Origin of the sequence: Janthinobacterium sp. BJB446 (genome assembly GCF_002735655.1) — a bacterium.
GTDB lineage: Bacteria > Pseudomonadota > Gammaproteobacteria > Burkholderiales > Burkholderiaceae_D > Janthinobacterium > Janthinobacterium lividum.
Window position 1 is genome coordinate 89,572 of sequence record NZ_PDZK01000008.1, and the last position, 17,391, is coordinate 106,962.

Genomic DNA, 17,391 nt, shown 5'->3' on the forward strand with positions numbered 1-17,391 from the left:
GGCCCCCATGAACGACAACACCTTGACCATTTTCCCGCTCGATGGCCACCTGCTCGCGCTGCACCCCGATGCGTTGGCCCTGGCCATTCCCTACCATGCGCGCGGCAAGAGCCGCGCCGACTGGATCATCGGCGTCAAGCACGTCAGCGACGCCCAGTCCGTGCACGGCGACCATTGGGAGCGCCACCCGCGTGGCGACGAAACCCTGTGCCTGCTCGAAGGCAGCATCGAACTGGTGCTGCAAACGGACGATGGCGCGGAACGCCGCGTCGCCTTGCAGGCGGGGCAAGCCTGCATCGTGCCGCGCGGCACCTGGCACCGGCTGCAGGTGGACGTCCCCGGACGCCTGCTGTTCATCACGCCCAGCATCGGCAGCGAACACCGCAAAGTGGGCGGTGCCGCATGAGGCCGGCACTGCGGCGGGCGCACCTGTGGCTGATGGTGGCGGCCCTGTACTTCACGCAAGGCGTGCCGCTGGGGCTGGCCATGGAAGCGCTGCCGGCCATGCTGCGCCGCGACGGTGCGCCACTCGACGCCCTGGCTTTTTTGCCGCTGGTGGGCTTGCCTTGGGTCCTGAAATTTCTCTGGGCGGCGCAAGTCGACAACCGCTGGAATGCCCGCGTGGGCCGGCGCAGCAGCTGGCTGCTGCCGATGCAGGCGCTGGCCACCGCCTGCCTGCTGGGCGCCGCCCTGCTGGGGCTGTCTGCCGCCACGGCGCCGCTGATCGTCGCCCTGGCAGCGATGGGTTCGCTGGCCAGCGCCACGCAGGACATCGCCACCGACGGCCTGCTGGCCGAGCGCTTCGAGGGCGCCGCGCTGGGCCGCGCCAACGCCTTGCAGGTGGGCGGCACCATGGTGGGCTTTTTCACGGGCGGCTCCGGGGTATTGATGCTGTCGGGCATGTTCGATCAACGCGTGGCGCTGCTGGCGCTGGCGGTGATCGGTACCGCCAGCCTGGCGCTCGTCGTGCTGTGGCGCGAGAGCCCGCTCGCGGCCGCGCTGCCCGCATCGGTCCCGGTCCCGGGACCGGCGCCACGCAAGGCCAGCTTGCGCGGTTTTATTCGCCGGCCCGGTGCGCCGGCGCTGCTGGGCATCGCTTTTTTGTCGTCCATGACAGCCGTGGCCGGCTATGGCCTGTCGAAACTGCTGCTGGTCGACGCCGGCTGGCCGCTGGAAGATGTCGGCAAGGTGGGCATGGCCGGTGGCATGATCACCGTGCTGCTGGGCTGCGGCGGCGGCGCCTGGCTGATCGGCCGCCATGGCCCGCAGCGCGTCTTCCTGCTGGGCATAGGCGCGTCGGCGGCCGCTGCCGGCCTGTGGCTGTGGCTGGCAGCGATGGCGGGGCCCCTGCCGTCCAGCCTGGTCTGGCTGGCGACGGCGCTGGGCTGCTGTGGCGCCGGCTGCGCATCGGTCTCCATGCTGACCATGGCGATGCAGTTTGCCCGCCAGAGCGGCCAGGCGGGCACGGACATGACGGCCGTGCAAAGCATGCGCGACGGCGGTGAAATCCTCACCTCGTCCACCCTGACGGGCGTGGCGGCCACGGCCGGCTACGGCGGCAGTTTCACGCTCGGCATCGTCTGCGCCCTGCTGGCCATGCTGCTGGCGCGCCAGTTGGCGCAGCAACGCCAGCGGGCCTGAGCGCGCTGCTGTACAGTGCTGGCGATTGCACACACGGGAGCATCGCTTGCACGACGACCGCTGGCAGGGAACCCTATGGCTGGCGCCAGACTTTGCCATTTTGCATGGCGCAGCGGGCGCCACGGACAGCCACGCCCATTATGCGCACCAGTTGATGCTGAGCACGGGCGCGCCCTTCACGGCCGAGCTCGACGGCATCGTCCACACGGTGCGGCACTTGCTGATCGACAGCCTGCGCCCGCACGCCATCCTGGCAGCGCCGGCGCCCCTGCTGACCATCTATGCGGAGCCGCAGCGCCTGGGCGGCGCGGCCCTGCTGGCAGCAGCCGCCAGCGCCGGCGTACCCAGCCTGGACAATCTGGCTGCCGCGCTGCAGGCGCAGCCACGCGAGCGCTTGCCCGATCCCCGCTTGCGGCGGGCGCTGGACAAGGTCGATGCGCTGCTGTCGGGCAAGGTCAGCGCGGCCGCCGTGGCCGAGGCGGCACATTTGTCGCTGAGCCAGCTGGAACGCCTGTTCAGCGCCCAGCTGGGCCTGCCCGTGCGACGCCTGGTACTGTGGCGCCGCCTGCGCCTGGCCATCCGTTTCATCTTGCTCGGCAGTACCCTGACGGAGGCGGCCCACGGCGCCGGCTTTGCCGATGCCGCGCATTTTTCGCGCACCATGCGCAGCCTGTTCGGCGTGCGCGCCGACCGCAGCTTGCGCCAGCTCGACGTCAAGCTGCTCGACTAAGTTTTCGATGCAGCGCCTGCTTCAAGCCGGCCGGCAACTCGGGCGCCCGCACGCCCTCTTCCGCGCGGAACGGCTCCAGCAGTTGCGCCCCGTATGCGGCCGGATAATCGGGACGGCTGCCGATGCCCAGGTCCTCGCCCCGCATGCGGTAGCCCGGTGCATCGAAACGCGTGCCCAGCAAGCGGTCCCAGCAGGTAAAAAACAGGCCGAAGTTCACGTCGCCGGCCGTGCCGTATTTCATGTGATGAAAACGGTGCAGTGGCGCCCAGGCGAATACATGGCGCAGCGGGCCCATGCGCATGTCGACATTCGCATGCTGCAGCAACAGCTGGATCGCCACGGCAAACGCCAGCACGGCCATGACACGCTCCGGTATGCCCAGCAGCAGCAAGGGCAGCATGCCGCCCGCCGCTTCCAGCAGCAGGTGCAGCGGGTGCTTCATCCAGCCATTGAAGCCATACAGGCGCTGTACGCTGTGGTGCACGGCATGCAGTTTCCACAGAAAATAATAGCGGTGGCTCAGGTAATGCACGAGCGTGATGCCGCAATCGGCGATGACGATCGCCAGCAACAGTTGCGCCCAGAACGGCAGCTGGACTGGCCAGAATGCGCCCAGCGCCAGATGCCCGGCCAGCAAGGGAAAGGCAGCCAGGCCCAGCAGATACAGCGCTTCATTGACGAGCGCATGCAGGCTGTCGCGCCAGCCGTCGCCATGATCGTGGTTCCACGCGCCGTCATACGGCAGATAGCGTTCTGCAAGAAAGGAAGTGAGCAGGGCCAGCAGCAGCAAGGGCGGCAAGACCCAGAGAGAATAATGACACACCGCAATCAGGTAACTGGCGGCGCCGATGAAGCCGGCCCAGAACGCGGGGCCGTACAGCGCGGCAAAGAGGGATTTCATGGCAAGGGACTCCTGTGGCAAAAACCACAGCTTGGCCTTGTCCCCCTCCCCGCCGCTTGAAGAAACGGCGCAACCTGCTTATTTGGCCTGCTTTGCAGCCTTTCTCGCCGCGTATTGCTGGTAGCCATTCGCGCGCAGGGCGCAGGCGGGGCAGGTGCCGCAGCCATAGCCCCAGTCGTGCAGCTCGCCCCGCTCGCCCAGGTAGCAGGTATGCGTGCCGCTGCGGATCAGGTCGACCAGGGGCTGGCCGCCCAGGTCTTCCGCCAGGTCCCAGCTTTGCGCCTTGTCCAGCCACATCAGCGGCGTTTCCAGCTTCAATCGCGTATCCATGCCCAGGTTCAGGGCCACTTGCAGGGCCTTCATCGTGTCGTCACGGCAATCCGGGTAGCCCGAGAAATCCGTCTCGCACATGCCGCCGACGAGCACCGTCAAGCCGCGGCGGTACGCCACGGTGGCGGCCACGGTCATGAACAGCAAGTTGCGTCCAGGCACGAACGTGTTCGGCAAGCCGTTTTCCTGCATGACGATCTCGACGTTCTGCGTCATGGCCGTATCGGAAATGGCGGAAATCAGGGACAGGTCGATCATGTGATCCTGGCCCAGGCGGCTATCCCACTCGGGCGACTGCTGGCGCATCTGTTCCAGTACACCAGGGCGCACGGTCAGTTCGATCGCGTGACGCTGTCCATAGTCAAAGCCGATGGTTTCCACGCGGCTATAGTGTTTCAAGGCCCAGGCCAGGCAGGTGGTGGAATCTTGTCCACCGCTGAAGAGCACCAGTGCGGAGTCCGTTGCTAGCATAATTTCTTTCTTTCAGTTTTATTCTGTCCAATAGTGCGCAGGGAAACAGGATTCCCCATGCAAAAAATACTTATTCGTCCGCCATCAGTTTACCTATTCCGGTAACATGCAGTCAGCATTTACTCATCTGGAGCACCATGTTTTCTGCACGACCCATACGGCATACGGCTGCCGGCAAGGCGATACGACCACGGATTTTGGCACAAGTAGTGACAAAAGTAATGGGTCAACTGACACTGGCGGCCGCCGGCAGTGTCATCCTGGCATGCCCGGCCGTTCAGGCGCGCGCGCAGGAGGAAACGCAAGAGCGTCCGCAAGACGCGGCCGCCGGCACCCCTGCCACGGAAGCGGCGCCCGCCCCGCTGCAGTACGAGGTCAAGGTCAACGCACCGGGCGACCTCGATGAGTTGCTCGAAAAAAACCTGGATCTGGAACGCTTCCGCGGCAACCCGCGCATGGACCGCGAGCAATTGCAACGCCTCGTGCGCGATACGCCCGAGCAAGCCAAAAACCTCGTCGCCACGGCCGGCTATTACACGCCCGTCGTCACGGTGCGCGTCGATACGACGGGCGCCAAACCCGTCGTCATCGTCGACCTTGACCCGGGCCAGCCGGTGACCATCGACAAGGTCGAGCTGGAATTGCGCGGCTTCGACCCCACGCCGCCGCTGGCCGCCAGCGAACCCTACGATACGGAAGCCCTGAAGCGCAGCTGGTCCTTGAAAACGGGCAGCGTGTTTCGCCAATCCGACTGGGAATCGGCCAAGCGCGCCCTGCTGCGCGAAGTGGTGCAGACGCGCTACCCGCGCGCCCAGCTGGTCGATACGCAAGCCGTGGTCGACCCGGAAACGCACAAGGTCTCCCTGCTGGTGGTGCTCGACAGCGGCCCCGAGCTGCGCTTCGGCGAGTTGCGCATCGAAGGCTTGAAGCGCTACGATGCCAGCATCATCCGCAACCTCGACAAGATACGTCCCGGCGAATACTACAGCGAATCGGCGCTGCAATCGTTCCAGGCGCGCCTGCAGGACACGGGCTATTTTGCCAGCGTGGAAGTGAGCGCCGACATGAGCAGCATCCTCAACGAGCAGATCGAAGCAGGCCAGGAAAGCCAGCAAGCCGAGGTCGAAGGTGCCAGCGCCGCCGCCGAAGCCAAGCCGGCCAACCGCGGCCCCGCGCCGCTGCTGCCGCTGGTGGTACGCGTGACGGAAAACAAGCAGCAGAACGTCAGCGCCGGTCTCGGTTTCAGTACGAACACGGGGAATCGCGCCCAGCTCAACTATGACAACCTGAACGTGTGGGGCACGCGCTTCAAGAGCGCGATCACCATGGAAACGAAGAAACAGGCGGCGCACGCCAATTTTTACTTTCCAACGACCGAACGCGGTTACAACGACAGCGCGGGCGCCTCGTTCGAGCGCAGCGACATTTCCAACGAAATCACGGCCGTCACCACCATCTCGGCCAAGCGCAACTGGGGTGGTACCAACCTCGAACGCAGCCTGACGTTCGAGTTCCTCAGCGAAGACAAGACCGTCGTCGGCCTGGAACAGACGCGCAGCAAGAGCTTGCCGCTGACCTATGCCATCACCAAGCGCAGCCTCGACAGCCTGCTCTTCCCCACCAAGGGCTATGTCATCAACGCCCAGGTGGGCGGCGCCCTGCTGCCCGTGCTGACGGACGAGCGCTTCGTGCGCGTGGCCGGCAAGGCCGTGTATTACCGTCCGCTCGGTGAAAAAGGCGAGCTGATCGTGCGCGGCGAAATGGGCGCGCTGGGCTCGAAGGAAAAACGCGGCGTGCCGGCCGTCTACCTGTTCCGCGCGGGCGGCGACCAGTCGGTGCGCGGCTATGCCTACCAGGAACTGGGCGTCAAGGAAGGCGACGCCACCATCGGTGGTCGCTACATGCTCACCGGCAGCGCCGAATACCAGTACTGGTTCAAGCCGAAGTGGGCCATCGCCGCCTTCTATGACGCCGGCAACGCGGCCGATACCGTGAAAGCGGCCATGACGCCGAAATCGGGCTATGGCCTGGGCGGGCGCTACAAGAGTCCCGTCGGCCCCATCAATGTCGACGTGGCGTATGGCCACGCCGTCCACGCCTACCGTTTGCACTTCTCTCTGGGATTCACTTTCTGATGTCCGATATTACTACCGAGTCCCACGACGCCGCGCCGCCACCGCCGGCGAAAAAACCGCGCCGCTGGGTGCGTTATGTGCTGATCGCCGTCGCCAGCCTGGCCGTGCTGCTGGGCGGCGCCTTCTGGTTCCTGGGCCGCGAATCGACCTTGCAGATGCTGGTGCAAAAAGTGGCCAGCGCCAGCGGCGGCGAAATCGAAGTGTCGGGCGTGTCCGGCTCGCTGTACAACCGCATGCACCTGGGCCACGTCAGCTACCGCAGCAAGACGCAGCACATCACGGCCGACAACATCGACATCAACTGGTCGCCATTCCAGTTCTTCTCGGAAGGCATCGCCATCAGCGAACTGCACGTGGCCAGCCTGTCCGTGGAAAGCACGGCGCCGTCCGAAGAACCATCGACCATGCCTGCCAGCCTGGCCTCGCCGTTCAAGATCGGCATCAGCGACGCGCGCCTGGACAAGGTGACCCTGGTGAGCGCGGGCGGCAACACGGTGTTTGAAAAGATCCATTTCAGCCTGTCGGGCGACAAGACGCAATGGCAGCTGGAAGACGCTTCGGCCCTGACGCCCTTCGGCCAGGCCACGGCCAGCGCGACGATTGCCGCCACGCAACCGTTCAAACTGTCAGGCAAGGCAAGTTTGACGCAGCTCACCCCCGCCGCCGGTGAAAAACCCGCCGCCCTCGCCTTGCAACTGGGCGGCGACCTGAATGTGCTGAACGTGACGGCCAAGGGCAGCGCGGGCGCGGCCACGGCCGACGCCCAGCTGGCGCTGGCGCCATTCGACCCTGTCATCATCCTGCGCTCGGCCAGCATCCGTGGCCGCAACATCAATCCGGGCAAGTTCGACGCCACCCTGCCGCAGGCGGACCTGAGCCTGGAACTCGATGCCGCCATCGATACGCGGCCCAACGCGCAAACCGTGTCCGGCAAGCTGGCCATCCTCAACCACGCCACGCCCGGCCCCATCGACCAGCAAAAGCTGCCGCTGCGCCAGTTCGAGGCGCGCCTGGGCGGCACCCTGACGGCCACCACGCTCGAGTCGGCCATCATCGATTTCGGCAACGCGGGCAAATTCACGGGTAGCGGCGAGCTCAACCGCGATGCCGTCGACGGCCCCATCGGCAACGCGCAGCTGACCTTGCACACCGACAAGATCGACTTGCAACACATTTACAGCAGCATCAACAGCACGAAGATCGTCGGCGACATCGTGCTCGACAGCGATGGCAAGACGCAGACCCTGCGCGCCAAGCTGGGCGAAGCCAAGCTGCGCCTGGACGTGGAAGCCACCCTGGCCGACTCGCTCGTGCAATTGCGCAAGGCAACCTTGCAAGCAGGCAAAAGCAGCGTGAATGCGACGGGCCAGATCAGCCTGAAGGACGATCAGCCCTTCAAGGCCGTGGCCAATGCCAGCCGCCTCAATCCCGCCGACTTCGGCGCCTTCCCCGTGGCCGACCTGAACCTCGACGTGCGCGCCAATGGTCACGTGGCGCCCCAGTGGCTGGCGAATGCGGACTTCACCGTACGCCCCAGCAAGCTGCTCGACCAGCCCCTGTCGGGCAAGGGCAAGCTGACGGCCGATGCGGCCCACTTCAGCGGCATCGACGTGCAACTGGCGCTGGGCAAGAACAACGTGACGGCCAAGGGCAACTTTGGCGGCGCCGGCGAAAAGCTGAACTGGAATGTCGATGCACGGCAACTTTCCGCCCTGCAGGGCGATTTGCTGGGCACCGTGCTGGCCAGCGGCGTGGTGCAAGGCACCCTGCAGCAGCCACGCACGAGCTTTGTTGCCGATGCAAAAGGACTGGGTCTCACCAGCGGCAAGCGCCCTGCGCCGGACAGCGCCATCCACGCCAGCGGCGACGTGGGCTTGACGGGACCGAAAAAGGAAGCGGAACTGAAAATGACGGGTTCCTTGCAAAAGATCAACCCGGCCGCGTTTGGCGCATCACTGCCCAACGGCAACGTCAATGCGGATTTCAACGGCAACGGCCGCCTGAGCGGCGACTGGCAAGTGGCCCTCAACCTGGCCCTGCGCGAATCGACCCTGCAAAACGCCCCGCTGGCCGGCTATGCCAAGCTGTCGGCCAACGCGAAACGCATCGACAGCGTGGATACGGAACTGCGCCTGGGGCCGAACAGCCTGCTGGCCAAGGGCGCGCTGGGCGGCGCCACCGACAAGCTGACGTGGAAACTCGATGCGCCGCAACTGTCGACCCTGGGTCCCAGGTTTGCCGGCGTGCTGCAGGCAGCCGGCTCCGTCAGCGGCAAGATGGACGCGCCCGCCGCGCAACTGACGCTCGACGGCCGTGACCTGACCTTCTTTGGCGACCAGCAACTGAAATCCATCAAGGGCAGCGCCAGCGTGGGCGCCGGCCAGGGCGCGCTCGACCCCATGGTCAGCAGCCTGGACATCACGGGCTACAGCACGCCCACCTTCAAGCTGGCCAGCGCCCGCCTGGGCACGACGGGCACGCGCGGCAGCCATACGGTGAGTTTGGCGGCGCGCAACGACGATTTCGACGCCACCGTGCAAGTCCGCGGCAGCCAGAGCGGCGCCGGCTGGACGGGCACCATCGACAGCCTGCAAAACAAGGGCCGCTATGCGCTGGTGCTGCAAGCGCCCGTGCCAGTGAAAGTGGCGGGCCCGGCCGGCAGCGGCGTGGCGGGCCTCGGTCAGCCCGAGCAGATCAGCGTGGGCAACACCGTCATCAAATTGCCAGCAGGCAGCATCACCATGCAAAACCTGGTCAAGAACGGCCCGCGCTGGACCAGTTCCGGCCAGGCGGCCGGCGTGGCGCTGACCTACCTGGCGCAAGTGATCCCCGCGCTGCAGGCCAATGCGCGCAGCGACCTGACCCTGGGCGCGCAGTGGTCGCTCGACATGCAGGTGCCGACGGCCAAGCAGAAAGATCCGTCCCTGGCCGGCATGCTGCATATCTACCGCGAAAAAGGCGACGTGACGGTAGGCGTGGAACAGCCGCTGGCGCTGGGCTTGCGCACCCTGGATGCCCGCGTGGATGTCGCCAACCAGCAATTGCGCCTGGCCGTGAAACTCGACGGCGCGCGCGCGGGCCAGAGCGACATCAATGCCACCGTGCAAATGCTGGGCGGGCGCATCAGCAACGACAGCGCCCTCTCGCTGACGGGCACCACCAGCATCGATTCGCTGGCGTGGCTGGCGCCGCTGACGGGCCAGCCGGGCCTGGAACTGGGCGGTGCCCTGAAAATCGCGCTGGCCGGCAGCGGCACCATCGGCGCGCCGCAATTGAATGGCGACATCAACGGCAGCAAGCTGCTGGTGAACTGGGCCGACCAGGGCTTGAAGTTGCGCAATGGCGTGCTGCAAGCCAAGTTGGCCGGCGATCAATTGCAATTGCAGCGCCTGAGCTTTGACGGCGGCGATGGCAAGGTGCAGGCAGATGGCTGGGTACGCTTTGCGAATGGCGAAGCGAGCCTGGAACTGAAACTGATGGCCGACCGCCTGCAGGCGTTGTCGCGCCCCGACCGTACCTTGATCCTGTCGGGCAACAGCACCCTGGTGCGCAACGACAAGCGCTTCAGCTTCGAGGGCAAGTTCAAGGCCAACCGCGCGCTGATCGAGCTGGCGCCGCAAGACACGCCGACGCAAAGCAGCGACGTAGTGGTGCTGGGCAAGGAAGTGAAGGGCGGCAAGGAAGCGCCTTCGCTCCCCCTGAATATCGACCTCGAGTTTGACCTGGGCAATGCCTTCCACCTGCGCGGCATGGGCATCGATGCGGACCTGGCGGGCAATGTGCGCGCCAGGGTCATCAACCGCGCCGCGCCGCGCGTGACGGGCAGCATCCGGGTCGTCAATGGCCTGTATGCGGCGTATGGGCAGAAACTGGCCATCGAACGGGGCTTGATCGCCTTCACGGGCGCCTACGACAACCCGTCCCTGAACATCCTCGCCGTGCGCAAGCGCCCCGAGGGCGAAGCCTTGTCGGAAACGAATGTGGAAGCGGGCGTGGAAGTGCGCGGCACGGCCCAGGCGCCGACGGCCAAGCTGGTCTCCACGCCAAGCGTGTCGGACAGCGACAAGCTGGCCTGGCTGATCCTGGGCCACGGCGCGGAAACGGCGGCCGGCGATGAAATGGCCCTCTTGACGACGGCTGCAGGCGCCCTCTTCGGCGGCTCCGGCGGCGGCTTGCAGGGCAAGCTGGCCAGTTCGCTGGGACTCGATGAAGTGGGCCTGTCGCAGGCGCAAGGGCTGGAAAGCACGGTCGTCACCGTCGGCAAGCGCCTGTCCTCGCGCGCCTACCTGACGTTCGAGCAAGGCACGAGCACGGCGACGAGCCTGGTCAAGCTGCGCTACAAGCTGAACCGCCGCATCACCCTGCAATTCCAGACGGGCACGAACAATGCCCTGGACGTTTTATATACGTGGGCATTCGACTAGATCGAGCGTAGGTCGGATTAGCGGCGCAGCCGCGTAATCCGACGCCGCCAGAAACAACAAAGGGCGCCTCGGCGCCCTTTTCTTTGCTCTACCGCAAGCGGCTTACTCGGCCACGTCGAGCCCACGCTCGATCATGCCTTCGACATACGCGCGCAGGTATTGTTCCAGCGCGGGGCCGGACAGCACGTTGGCCGTCAGCGCGCCGTGCGGCGAGCCTTTCAGCACGCCGTCGTGATACACGCGCGCAATCCAGGCCACGTCCGCGCCCTGGGTGTAATCGAGTTCATAGTCGAACGATTCTCCGCTGACTTTGCGTGTGTAGACTTCCTTGACAATTGCCATCTAAAACAGCCTTTCTTGACGAGATTAACTGGGATGCGGGTGCGGTACGGGATCGTCCTGCGGCACCGGATGCACGGGCCCCGGATGATGCCCGGGCGCTTCTTGCGGCTCCGGCACCGGCATGGGTTCATCGACGGGCGCCGGGTCGGGCGCGCGGTGGGCATGGATGACGGACATGGCTGGCCTCCCGGTGGACAAAAGAAGACCATACCACGAGATGCCCGCCGCCTGTCCATATTTGCCTGCCGGCCTGGCGTCCGCGGCCACGGCATGGCGTGACAGGGCATAGTGCTTGCATGCCATGTAAATGTCAACATGCAACTTTACCGTTTGACAAGCATCGCCGCCCGTCCCCATCTGGCTTACAATCGCTGTTTTACCCGTACCCGATTGCATACATGGAAACCACCACCCTCGCCCTGCTGTTACTGGTCCCGCTGCTGGTCTGGCGCATTTATTCGCGCCTGAAAAAACTGGTGGCGCGCCAGAAATCGCAGCTGTGGCGGCACTGGACCGTGGCGATCACGTTTCCCGCGCTGCTGCTGTTCCTGGCGACGACGACGAAATTCGACGTCCTGCCCCTGTCCAGCCTGGGCGCCGCTGCCCTGGCCGGCGGCTGGCTGGGCGTGCTGGGCTTGAAGCTGACGCGCTTCGAACAGGTCGGCAAGGACTTTTTCTTTACCCAGCACCGCTACCTGGGCCTGACCATCACGATGCTGTTCATCGCCCGCTTGCTGTACCGCGGCATGCAAATCTATCTGAACTCGCGCCTCGACGTGCCCGTGCCGCCGCCACCGTTTGGCCAGAGCGCGCTGACCATGGCCGCCTACGGCCTCGTCATCGGCTACTACGCCGTGTATGCGTGGGGCCTCGTGCGCTGGCGCCAGCGCAACCAGCCGCTGCAGGCGCCCGAGTAAGTCATCCCGTCAATAGTACTGGCACAGGCCGGTACACGTCGTCACCGACAGCGCCTGGCGGATCGTCGCCAGCGCCGGCGCCAGGGCCGGATCAAGGTCCTTGTCCGCATCCGCCAGGCTGTTCAGCAGACGTTCGCGCAAGGGCGGCGGCATCAGGCCCGCGTTCGCCGTGGCGTGCTGCGCGGCTGCTTCCAGCATCATTTTCTTTTGCGCCACGTTCCAGAACGCCACCTGCACGAACTGCACCACGCCGGAGTAAGCCGTGCTCGATCCCTTGCTGAAGGCACGCGCGCGCATGCGCTCGGCCCCGCTCACCTCCTGCCCCGGCTGGTGACTGAATTCCTGCTCCATTAGACGGATCAAGTGCGCATGGCAATGCAGGCCAAAGGCGAACATGGTGCTCATCTCATCGCCATAATTGGCCAGGTTCTGCATCACTTGCTCCTTGCGCGCCTGCTGCAATTCGGCGCCCGACAGCGGCAGCGGCAGCGCGAGGCCAAATTGGTAATAGGCCTTGCCCACGTTGGTGGCCCGCTCGCACAGGGCCACGCTCTGGTTCATGTCCTGCAGCGCCGCGACGGGCGCCTGGAACAGGCGCGGCGCATCGGTCATCCGGGCAAACAACACGGCCACGTCAGGGTCGCCCAGGCGCGGCAAGCCGCCTTGTGGCGTCGCCTTGGCCATCATCGCTTCCAGGCGCGCGCTGGCTTGCTGGAAATCGGTATAGCTGTCGGCCCAGGCGGCGGGCGCCACGAGGGCGGAGGAAAGGCAGAGCAGGCGGCCGATGCGGCGCAGCGGCGGGGAAATCGATAAGGACATCAGATCAGAAGAATACTATTGGATAATTGGTAATTATAGGCAATCTGTATCCATATTGCATTTAATTGCGTTTTACACCATCACTTGCTTGGGAGATGATGGTGACGCGCGGCCAGCGCGGCGCATAGTCCTTGCTGGCCAGGCGCTGCGCATAGCCGTCCTCGCTGATGCGCGCGGGGTTGCGCCGCACCACCATGCTGAACAGGTCATCGAGGCCATGCGGCGCGACGATGCCGATCTCGCCGTCAGGCTGCAGATAGATGCCAACCGAGGTGGCAAACTCGGGCCAGGTAGCGATGGCATCGTCGAGCGACAGCAGGGGCGGCACGGCGTAGCCAAACTCGTCTTCGAACCACAGGTGTACCCTGGCCTGATTGCACACCTCCCACGGCACGCCGGGCAGCAAGGTGGCCAGGCGCTGGCGCAGCTGCGTTTCGCTTTCCGGGCTTGAATCATGCGCATCGAAATACGCCACGTCGACATCGCTCAATGCCGATGGATGCGCATAGCCGTGCAAGGCGTCCCAAACGAGGTTGCGCACGGCGCCGGCGCCGATGCAGCAGTCCGGCAAGCCCAGCTGCGCCACGGCGTGCAGGACTTGCATGCACCATGGCGTGCTCCTGACGATGGCGCGCAGCCGCGCTGCCAGTGCCGGCTGCGTACTCACGCGCGGGTCCAGGATCGCTTCCAGGCGCGCGCCGGCTTGCTGGAAGCGGCATCACTGTCGGCCCGGGCGGCGGGCACGGCAAGCAGCGCACCCGGGAACAGCATACGCAGTGGGTGCTGAAGAGCAGCAGTTTCCAAAGCGCGGTCTTTCTATTTCGTCAGCAAGTAATTGCTACGCAACGCAGGCGCCTCGCCCGTATTCCCGCTGCCATTCTCGACATTGCCGAAATATACGTTCAGATCCTGCTGCGGGCGGAAGTTGCGCAGCTTGACTTGCAAGGTGGTGGGATTGATCTTGGTGAACGTGCCGGGAAAGCACAGGCTGATCAACTCATCCGGCTTGCCCTTGACCAGGTTCAAGGTAAAGTCTTCGATGCCATTTTTCCAGGTGTTGCCCGTCTTCAAGATGTACGAGACCCATTTGGCATTGACGAAGCCGCTCTCGCCTTGCTGCGCCGCCAGGCGGTTCCACGTCTTGTAGAAAGCCTTGTCGCCACAATACTTTTGCTCAAACTCCTTGCCGTCGCCCAAGTAGGAGGCACCGGGGCCGGCGGCCACGAAAGGCGCATATTGATGGCGCACGCGCACCGTTTTGCCGGCAGGGAATTTCTGCCGCCACTGGTAAACCACCGTCACGGACCAGGCCGGCACCCATTCTTCGTCTTCGGACAGCTTGGCCAGCAAGCCTTCGGCGATCATGGCTTTTTGCTGCGCGGCGCTCAAGGGCGCCACCTTTTTTTCGAACGGGCTGAACGACGGAAAATAAGCGACTTGCGCGTCCGACAGGCCAAGCTGCGCCAGGCGCGCCGTCACGTCACGGCTGTCGAGTTTGGCGGCCAGCACGGTCTGGTAATCCTTGCGCTTGCCATCGACCTCGATCGAGAACTGCTGCGGCTGGCCGTAATACGTGGGCGACTGGTGGTAGCCGGCCTCGTAGGCAGGTAGCGGAAAGATGATGGTCTCTTCCACATCGCTTTTCGATTCGTTGAGAAACTCGTACTCGACCTTGATCAAGTCCGGGCTGACCGTCAGCACCTCCTTTTTCATGGCCACGGCGTCGCTCTTGCCGACGATAATGCCGCCGGTACCGACCGAGCCGATGCCGTCGTTGGCCATTGCCGGCGCCGAACACGCAAGCGCCAGCGCCAGCGCGGCAGATGCCAGCAAGGTGCGCACCAGCATCACGCCGCCTTGCCCGAGACGGGATCGACGCGGCGCTGCAGCACGAAAATCGGTTGCGCCCATTGGGTATCCTTTTTCTTCTTGCTGGTGATCAAGGTCAGCTCCGACGGATCGTAGACATCCGTGTTGTGCGTCAACGGCGTCGTCATCAGGTATTGCGCTTCCGTGTTTTTCAGGAACTCGCCGACCAGTTGAATGTTGCGGATATCGAGGTGGGCAAACGGTTCGTCGATGAAGACGAAGCCGCCGGAACCGTCTTCCGATTTCAGCAAGCCGATCAACAGCACCAGCGACTTCATGACCTGCTGGCCGCCCGACGCTTCGCCGTCATTCATGCCGATCACGCCCTTGCCATCGAACTTGAAGCGCACATGCAAGCCCGCCTGCGACAGCTGCACATCGTCGTTTTCCAGGCGCACGGGGTCGGCATGCACTTCGATGCCGGCCAGTTCGCCCAGCTCCTTGATGTTCTTGCTGTACGTCTTGATGGTGTAGCGCAAGCGCTCCATGTAGGCGCCGCGGGCATTGCCCGTCGCTTCGATGGCCCGGTTGTTCTGGTAGCGGCGCTCGTCCGTCTCCGACTGGCGGCCATGCAGCTGGTCCGACAGGCGGTGGTGCTGGTCGATGACGGTGGCGTCGAGTTCCCAGTCGTCGCGCGCCAGGCTGTTTTGCAGGCTGGCCACGCGCAGATCGACCTGGTGCGCATTCTGGTGCTCGGCCACAAGGGCAGCGCGGCGTGCGGGACGGCGCCAGCTTTTCGGCAAGTGGCGCCACGCGTGGCGCAGGGCCAGCAAGCCGCGCGCATGCTCGGCGCGCTGTTCGATCTGCTTCTTGTAGCCGAGGCGCGAACCGGCTTCCGCTTCAGACAGTGCCAGGCGCGCGTTTTGCCACACGGTATCGGCACGCGTGCGCGCCACGGTGGCGTTCTTCGTCAGGTTTTGCAGCTCGCCCAGGCGGCCGCCCACTTCCAGGCGCTCTTCCTTGAGCGGCTTGGAGTTGCGCAGCGCTTCGGCGAATTCTTCCTGGCGCGCACTGAGTTCCTTGGCCGCGTCGACGCCTGCGATGCGCGCTTTCAAGGCGCCCACTTCGGCCGCCAGTTTCGAGATCGCCAGAGTCAAGGTGTCTTCCTGGCCTTCCAGGCCCGGCAGGGAGCGCAGCAGCGCTTCCAGGCGGCCGCTGCGGCCAGCCTGACCGAAGCGGTAGCGCGACGCTTCCACGAACAGCGAGCGGCCGCCGCGGCGTTCGCGGTGATACGCCTCGGGCGTGATCCACTCTTCGTGGTTGCCCAGCTTGAAACCCGCTTCGACGGAATCGACGCGGGAAATGCGCGACAGCTGCTCGATCAGCCAGCTGGGCACGGGCGCGGAAAATTTCACCACAGCCAGCAGGCTTTCGTCTTTTGCGACGGGCGCCGTGACCAGGTCGGGCACGATGAAGTGACGATAGCGTTCCTTCTCGGCCAGGCGGTAGGCGGCAGCCGCATCCTTGGCCTTGTCGAGCAGAACCACCGAGGCATAACCGCCCAGCACGCCTTCGACGGCGCCCTGCCAGCGGCTGTCCGTCACTTCGACGATGTCCGACAGCATGGCGTGGCTGATCCCCGCGTCGCGCAGCGCGCGGCGCATGCCGCGCACATTGTCCGGCTCCGGCATGGCCGTCTTGCCTTGCAGCGCGGCAATCGTCGCCTGCTCGGCCGCGATACGGGCCGACAGGGCGTCGCGCTGCTGGCGCTGGCGCAGCAATTCCGCTTCCTTCTGTTCCAGCTGGGCCGCCACTTCGGCGATGTCGCTGCCCGAGTCGGCCGCCAGCTTGTGCAGACGGTCCTTCTGTTCCAGCAGGCTGTCCAGCGGTTTCAGTTTCGCATTGATCAAGGACAAACGGCTCTGCAGACCAATGGACTCCTGCTCCAGCAGGGTCTCGTTCATCTGCGCGTCGGACAGGGCCTTCGCCTGCGCGGCCAGCGCATTGCGCTTGTCCGTCAGTTGCTGGTCGGCCTGCGCCATCGGTTTGCGCGCATCGCGCAATTGCCGGCTGGCGATGGCCGCCTTTTCGCGCGCCTCGTGGTACTGCAAGCTGGGCAGCACTTCTTCCAGCAGGTTGCGGCGCTCTTTATGCAGCCCTTCCCACTGGTGGTAATTGGCCACGCGCAGGCGCAAGCCTTCCAGGTTGGTTTTCGACGCCTCGAGTTCCGTCTCGAAGCGTTTCAGTTCCACTTCCGTATCGCGCTGGTGGCGCTTGGCTTCGTCGTAGGCGTCCAGCACTTCCTTGTCGCCAAACACCTGGAACACCAGGTCGAGCAGCTGGCGCGGCGCGTATTCGCACAATTTGTCCGTCTCGCCCTGCTCCAGCGCCAGCACTTTCGACATGGCGGGCGACAGGCCCGCATTGGCCAGGCGCTTGCGGTAGTTTTCCACGCCCAGCCAGTCGTTGGCGTCCGTGATGTCCTCGATCTGCACATTGCCCGGACGCATCAGATACTGGCGCTTCCAGTCGCCGCCGTTCTTCTGGATCTGGCAAAACAGCGTCACTTCATCGTCGCTGAAGAAGCCGGAACTGCGGAACGGGCGGTTCGACAGCTGCTTGCCCACGTTCTTGTTGTCGACCACGGCGCGCAGCCAGGCCGTCTGCTGGCCCGAGTGGCGCGCATAGTGTTTATACGTGCGGCCCATCGAGCAATCGAGGCCGAACAGGGTGCGCAAGGCGTCGAGCAAGGTGGTCTTGCCGGAGCCGTTCTGCCCCGCGATGGTGATGATCTTCGCGTCGAGCGGAATATTCTTGATGCGCTGCCAGTAATCCCAGTGCACCAGTTCAAGTGATTTGATATGAAACATGG

The 17,391-nt window shown here is 64.8% G+C and carries 14 protein-coding genes; 6 read left to right on the forward strand and 8 right to left on the reverse strand.

Features of this window, described 5'->3' with window-relative positions; genetic code table 11:
• The first annotated feature begins 7 nt into the window (after positions 1-7).
• The 3 genes from CSQ92_RS27475 to CSQ92_RS27485 are packed head-to-tail and all read left to right on the forward strand — an operon-like array spanning position 8 to position 2,371.
• Positions 8-406, forward strand: coding sequence for a cupin domain-containing protein (locus CSQ92_RS27475; RefSeq protein WP_034784330.1), 399 nt, complete (start codon positions 8-10; stop codon positions 404-406).
• A complete protein-coding gene (locus CSQ92_RS27480) occupies positions 403-1,641 on the forward strand; it encodes a RhtX/FptX family siderophore transporter (protein WP_099395923.1) in 1,239 nt (412 codons plus the stop codon). Before CSQ92_RS27475 ends, CSQ92_RS27480 begins: the two co-directional genes overlap by 4 nt.
• Positions 1,642-1,687: 46 nt before the next feature.
• Complete coding sequence (locus CSQ92_RS27485) at positions 1,688-2,371, forward strand: helix-turn-helix domain-containing protein (protein WP_099395924.1); 684 nt, start codon at positions 1,688-1,690, stop codon at positions 2,369-2,371.
• Here CSQ92_RS27485 and CSQ92_RS27490 read toward each other — a convergent pair.
• Together CSQ92_RS27490 and queC are read right to left on the reverse strand one after the other, a co-directional pair.
• Positions 2,355-3,272 carry a sterol desaturase family protein gene (locus CSQ92_RS27490; RefSeq protein WP_099395925.1) on the reverse strand — a complete coding sequence of 306 codons (918 nt, stop codon included), beginning with the start codon at positions 3,270-3,272 and terminating at the stop codon, positions 2,355-2,357. The genes CSQ92_RS27485 and CSQ92_RS27490 overlap by 17 nt on opposite strands.
• Positions 3,273-3,350: 78 nt before the next feature.
• The gene (gene queC / locus CSQ92_RS27495; protein WP_092608949.1) at positions 3,351-4,073 is read right to left on the reverse strand and encodes a 7-cyano-7-deazaguanine synthase QueC; all 723 of its coding nucleotides are present in this window, start codon (positions 4,071-4,073) and stop codon (positions 3,351-3,353) included.
• 221 nt (positions 4,074-4,294) lie between these two features.
• Here queC and CSQ92_RS27500 point away from each other — a divergent pair, with 221 nt between their 5' ends.
• Positions 4,295-6,208, forward strand: a complete 1,914-nt coding sequence (locus tag CSQ92_RS27500) for an autotransporter assembly complex protein TamA (protein ID WP_099389911.1) — start codon at positions 4,295-4,297, stop codon at positions 6,206-6,208.
• Positions 6,208-10,632, forward strand: a complete 4,425-nt coding sequence (locus CSQ92_RS27505; protein WP_099395926.1) for a translocation/assembly module TamB domain-containing protein — start codon at positions 6,208-6,210, stop codon at positions 10,630-10,632. The genes CSQ92_RS27500 and CSQ92_RS27505 overlap by 1 nt, the downstream gene beginning before the upstream one ends.
• Before the next feature lie 102 nt (positions 10,633-10,734).
• Here the strand turns inward: CSQ92_RS27505 and CSQ92_RS27510 are convergent, their stop codons facing one another.
• Positions 10,735-10,974, reverse strand: coding sequence for a hypothetical protein (locus CSQ92_RS27510; protein WP_034753464.1), 240 nt, complete (start codon positions 10,972-10,974; stop codon positions 10,735-10,737).
• Positions 10,975-10,998: 24 nt separating this feature from the next.
• A complete protein-coding gene (locus CSQ92_RS29145) occupies positions 10,999-11,151 on the reverse strand; it encodes a hypothetical protein (protein ID WP_180277129.1) in 153 nt (50 codons plus the stop codon).
• A 221-nt stretch (positions 11,152-11,372) separates the two neighbouring features.
• On the opposite strand from CSQ92_RS29145, the gene CSQ92_RS27520 reads away from it, so the two are divergent.
• Positions 11,373-11,891 carry a hypothetical protein gene (locus CSQ92_RS27520; protein WP_099395928.1) on the forward strand — a complete coding sequence of 173 codons (519 nt, stop codon included), beginning with the start codon at positions 11,373-11,375 and terminating at the stop codon, positions 11,889-11,891.
• 9 nt (positions 11,892-11,900) lie between these two features.
• Here the strand turns inward: CSQ92_RS27520 and CSQ92_RS27525 are convergent, their stop codons facing one another.
• From CSQ92_RS27525 to CSQ92_RS27540, 4 genes are all read right to left on the reverse strand, one after another.
• The gene (locus CSQ92_RS27525; RefSeq protein WP_099395929.1) at positions 11,901-12,710 is read right to left on the reverse strand and encodes a hypothetical protein; all 810 of its coding nucleotides are present in this window, start codon (positions 12,708-12,710) and stop codon (positions 11,901-11,903) included.
• Between the two features lie 61 nt (positions 12,711-12,771).
• Positions 12,772-13,377 carry a nucleotidyltransferase family protein gene (locus CSQ92_RS27530; protein ID WP_306532439.1) on the reverse strand — a complete coding sequence of 202 codons (606 nt, stop codon included), beginning with the start codon at positions 13,375-13,377 and terminating at the stop codon, positions 12,772-12,774.
• A 149-nt stretch (positions 13,378-13,526) separates the two neighbouring features.
• The gene (locus tag CSQ92_RS27535; protein WP_180277130.1) at positions 13,527-14,558 is read right to left on the reverse strand and encodes a DUF4424 family protein; all 1,032 of its coding nucleotides are present in this window, start codon (positions 14,556-14,558) and stop codon (positions 13,527-13,529) included.
• Positions 14,558-17,389, reverse strand: a complete 2,832-nt coding sequence (locus CSQ92_RS27540; protein ID WP_099395931.1) for an ATP-binding protein — start codon at positions 17,387-17,389, stop codon at positions 14,558-14,560. Before CSQ92_RS27540 ends, CSQ92_RS27535 begins: the two co-directional genes overlap by 1 nt.
• Positions 17,390-17,391: the final 2 nt, after the last annotated feature.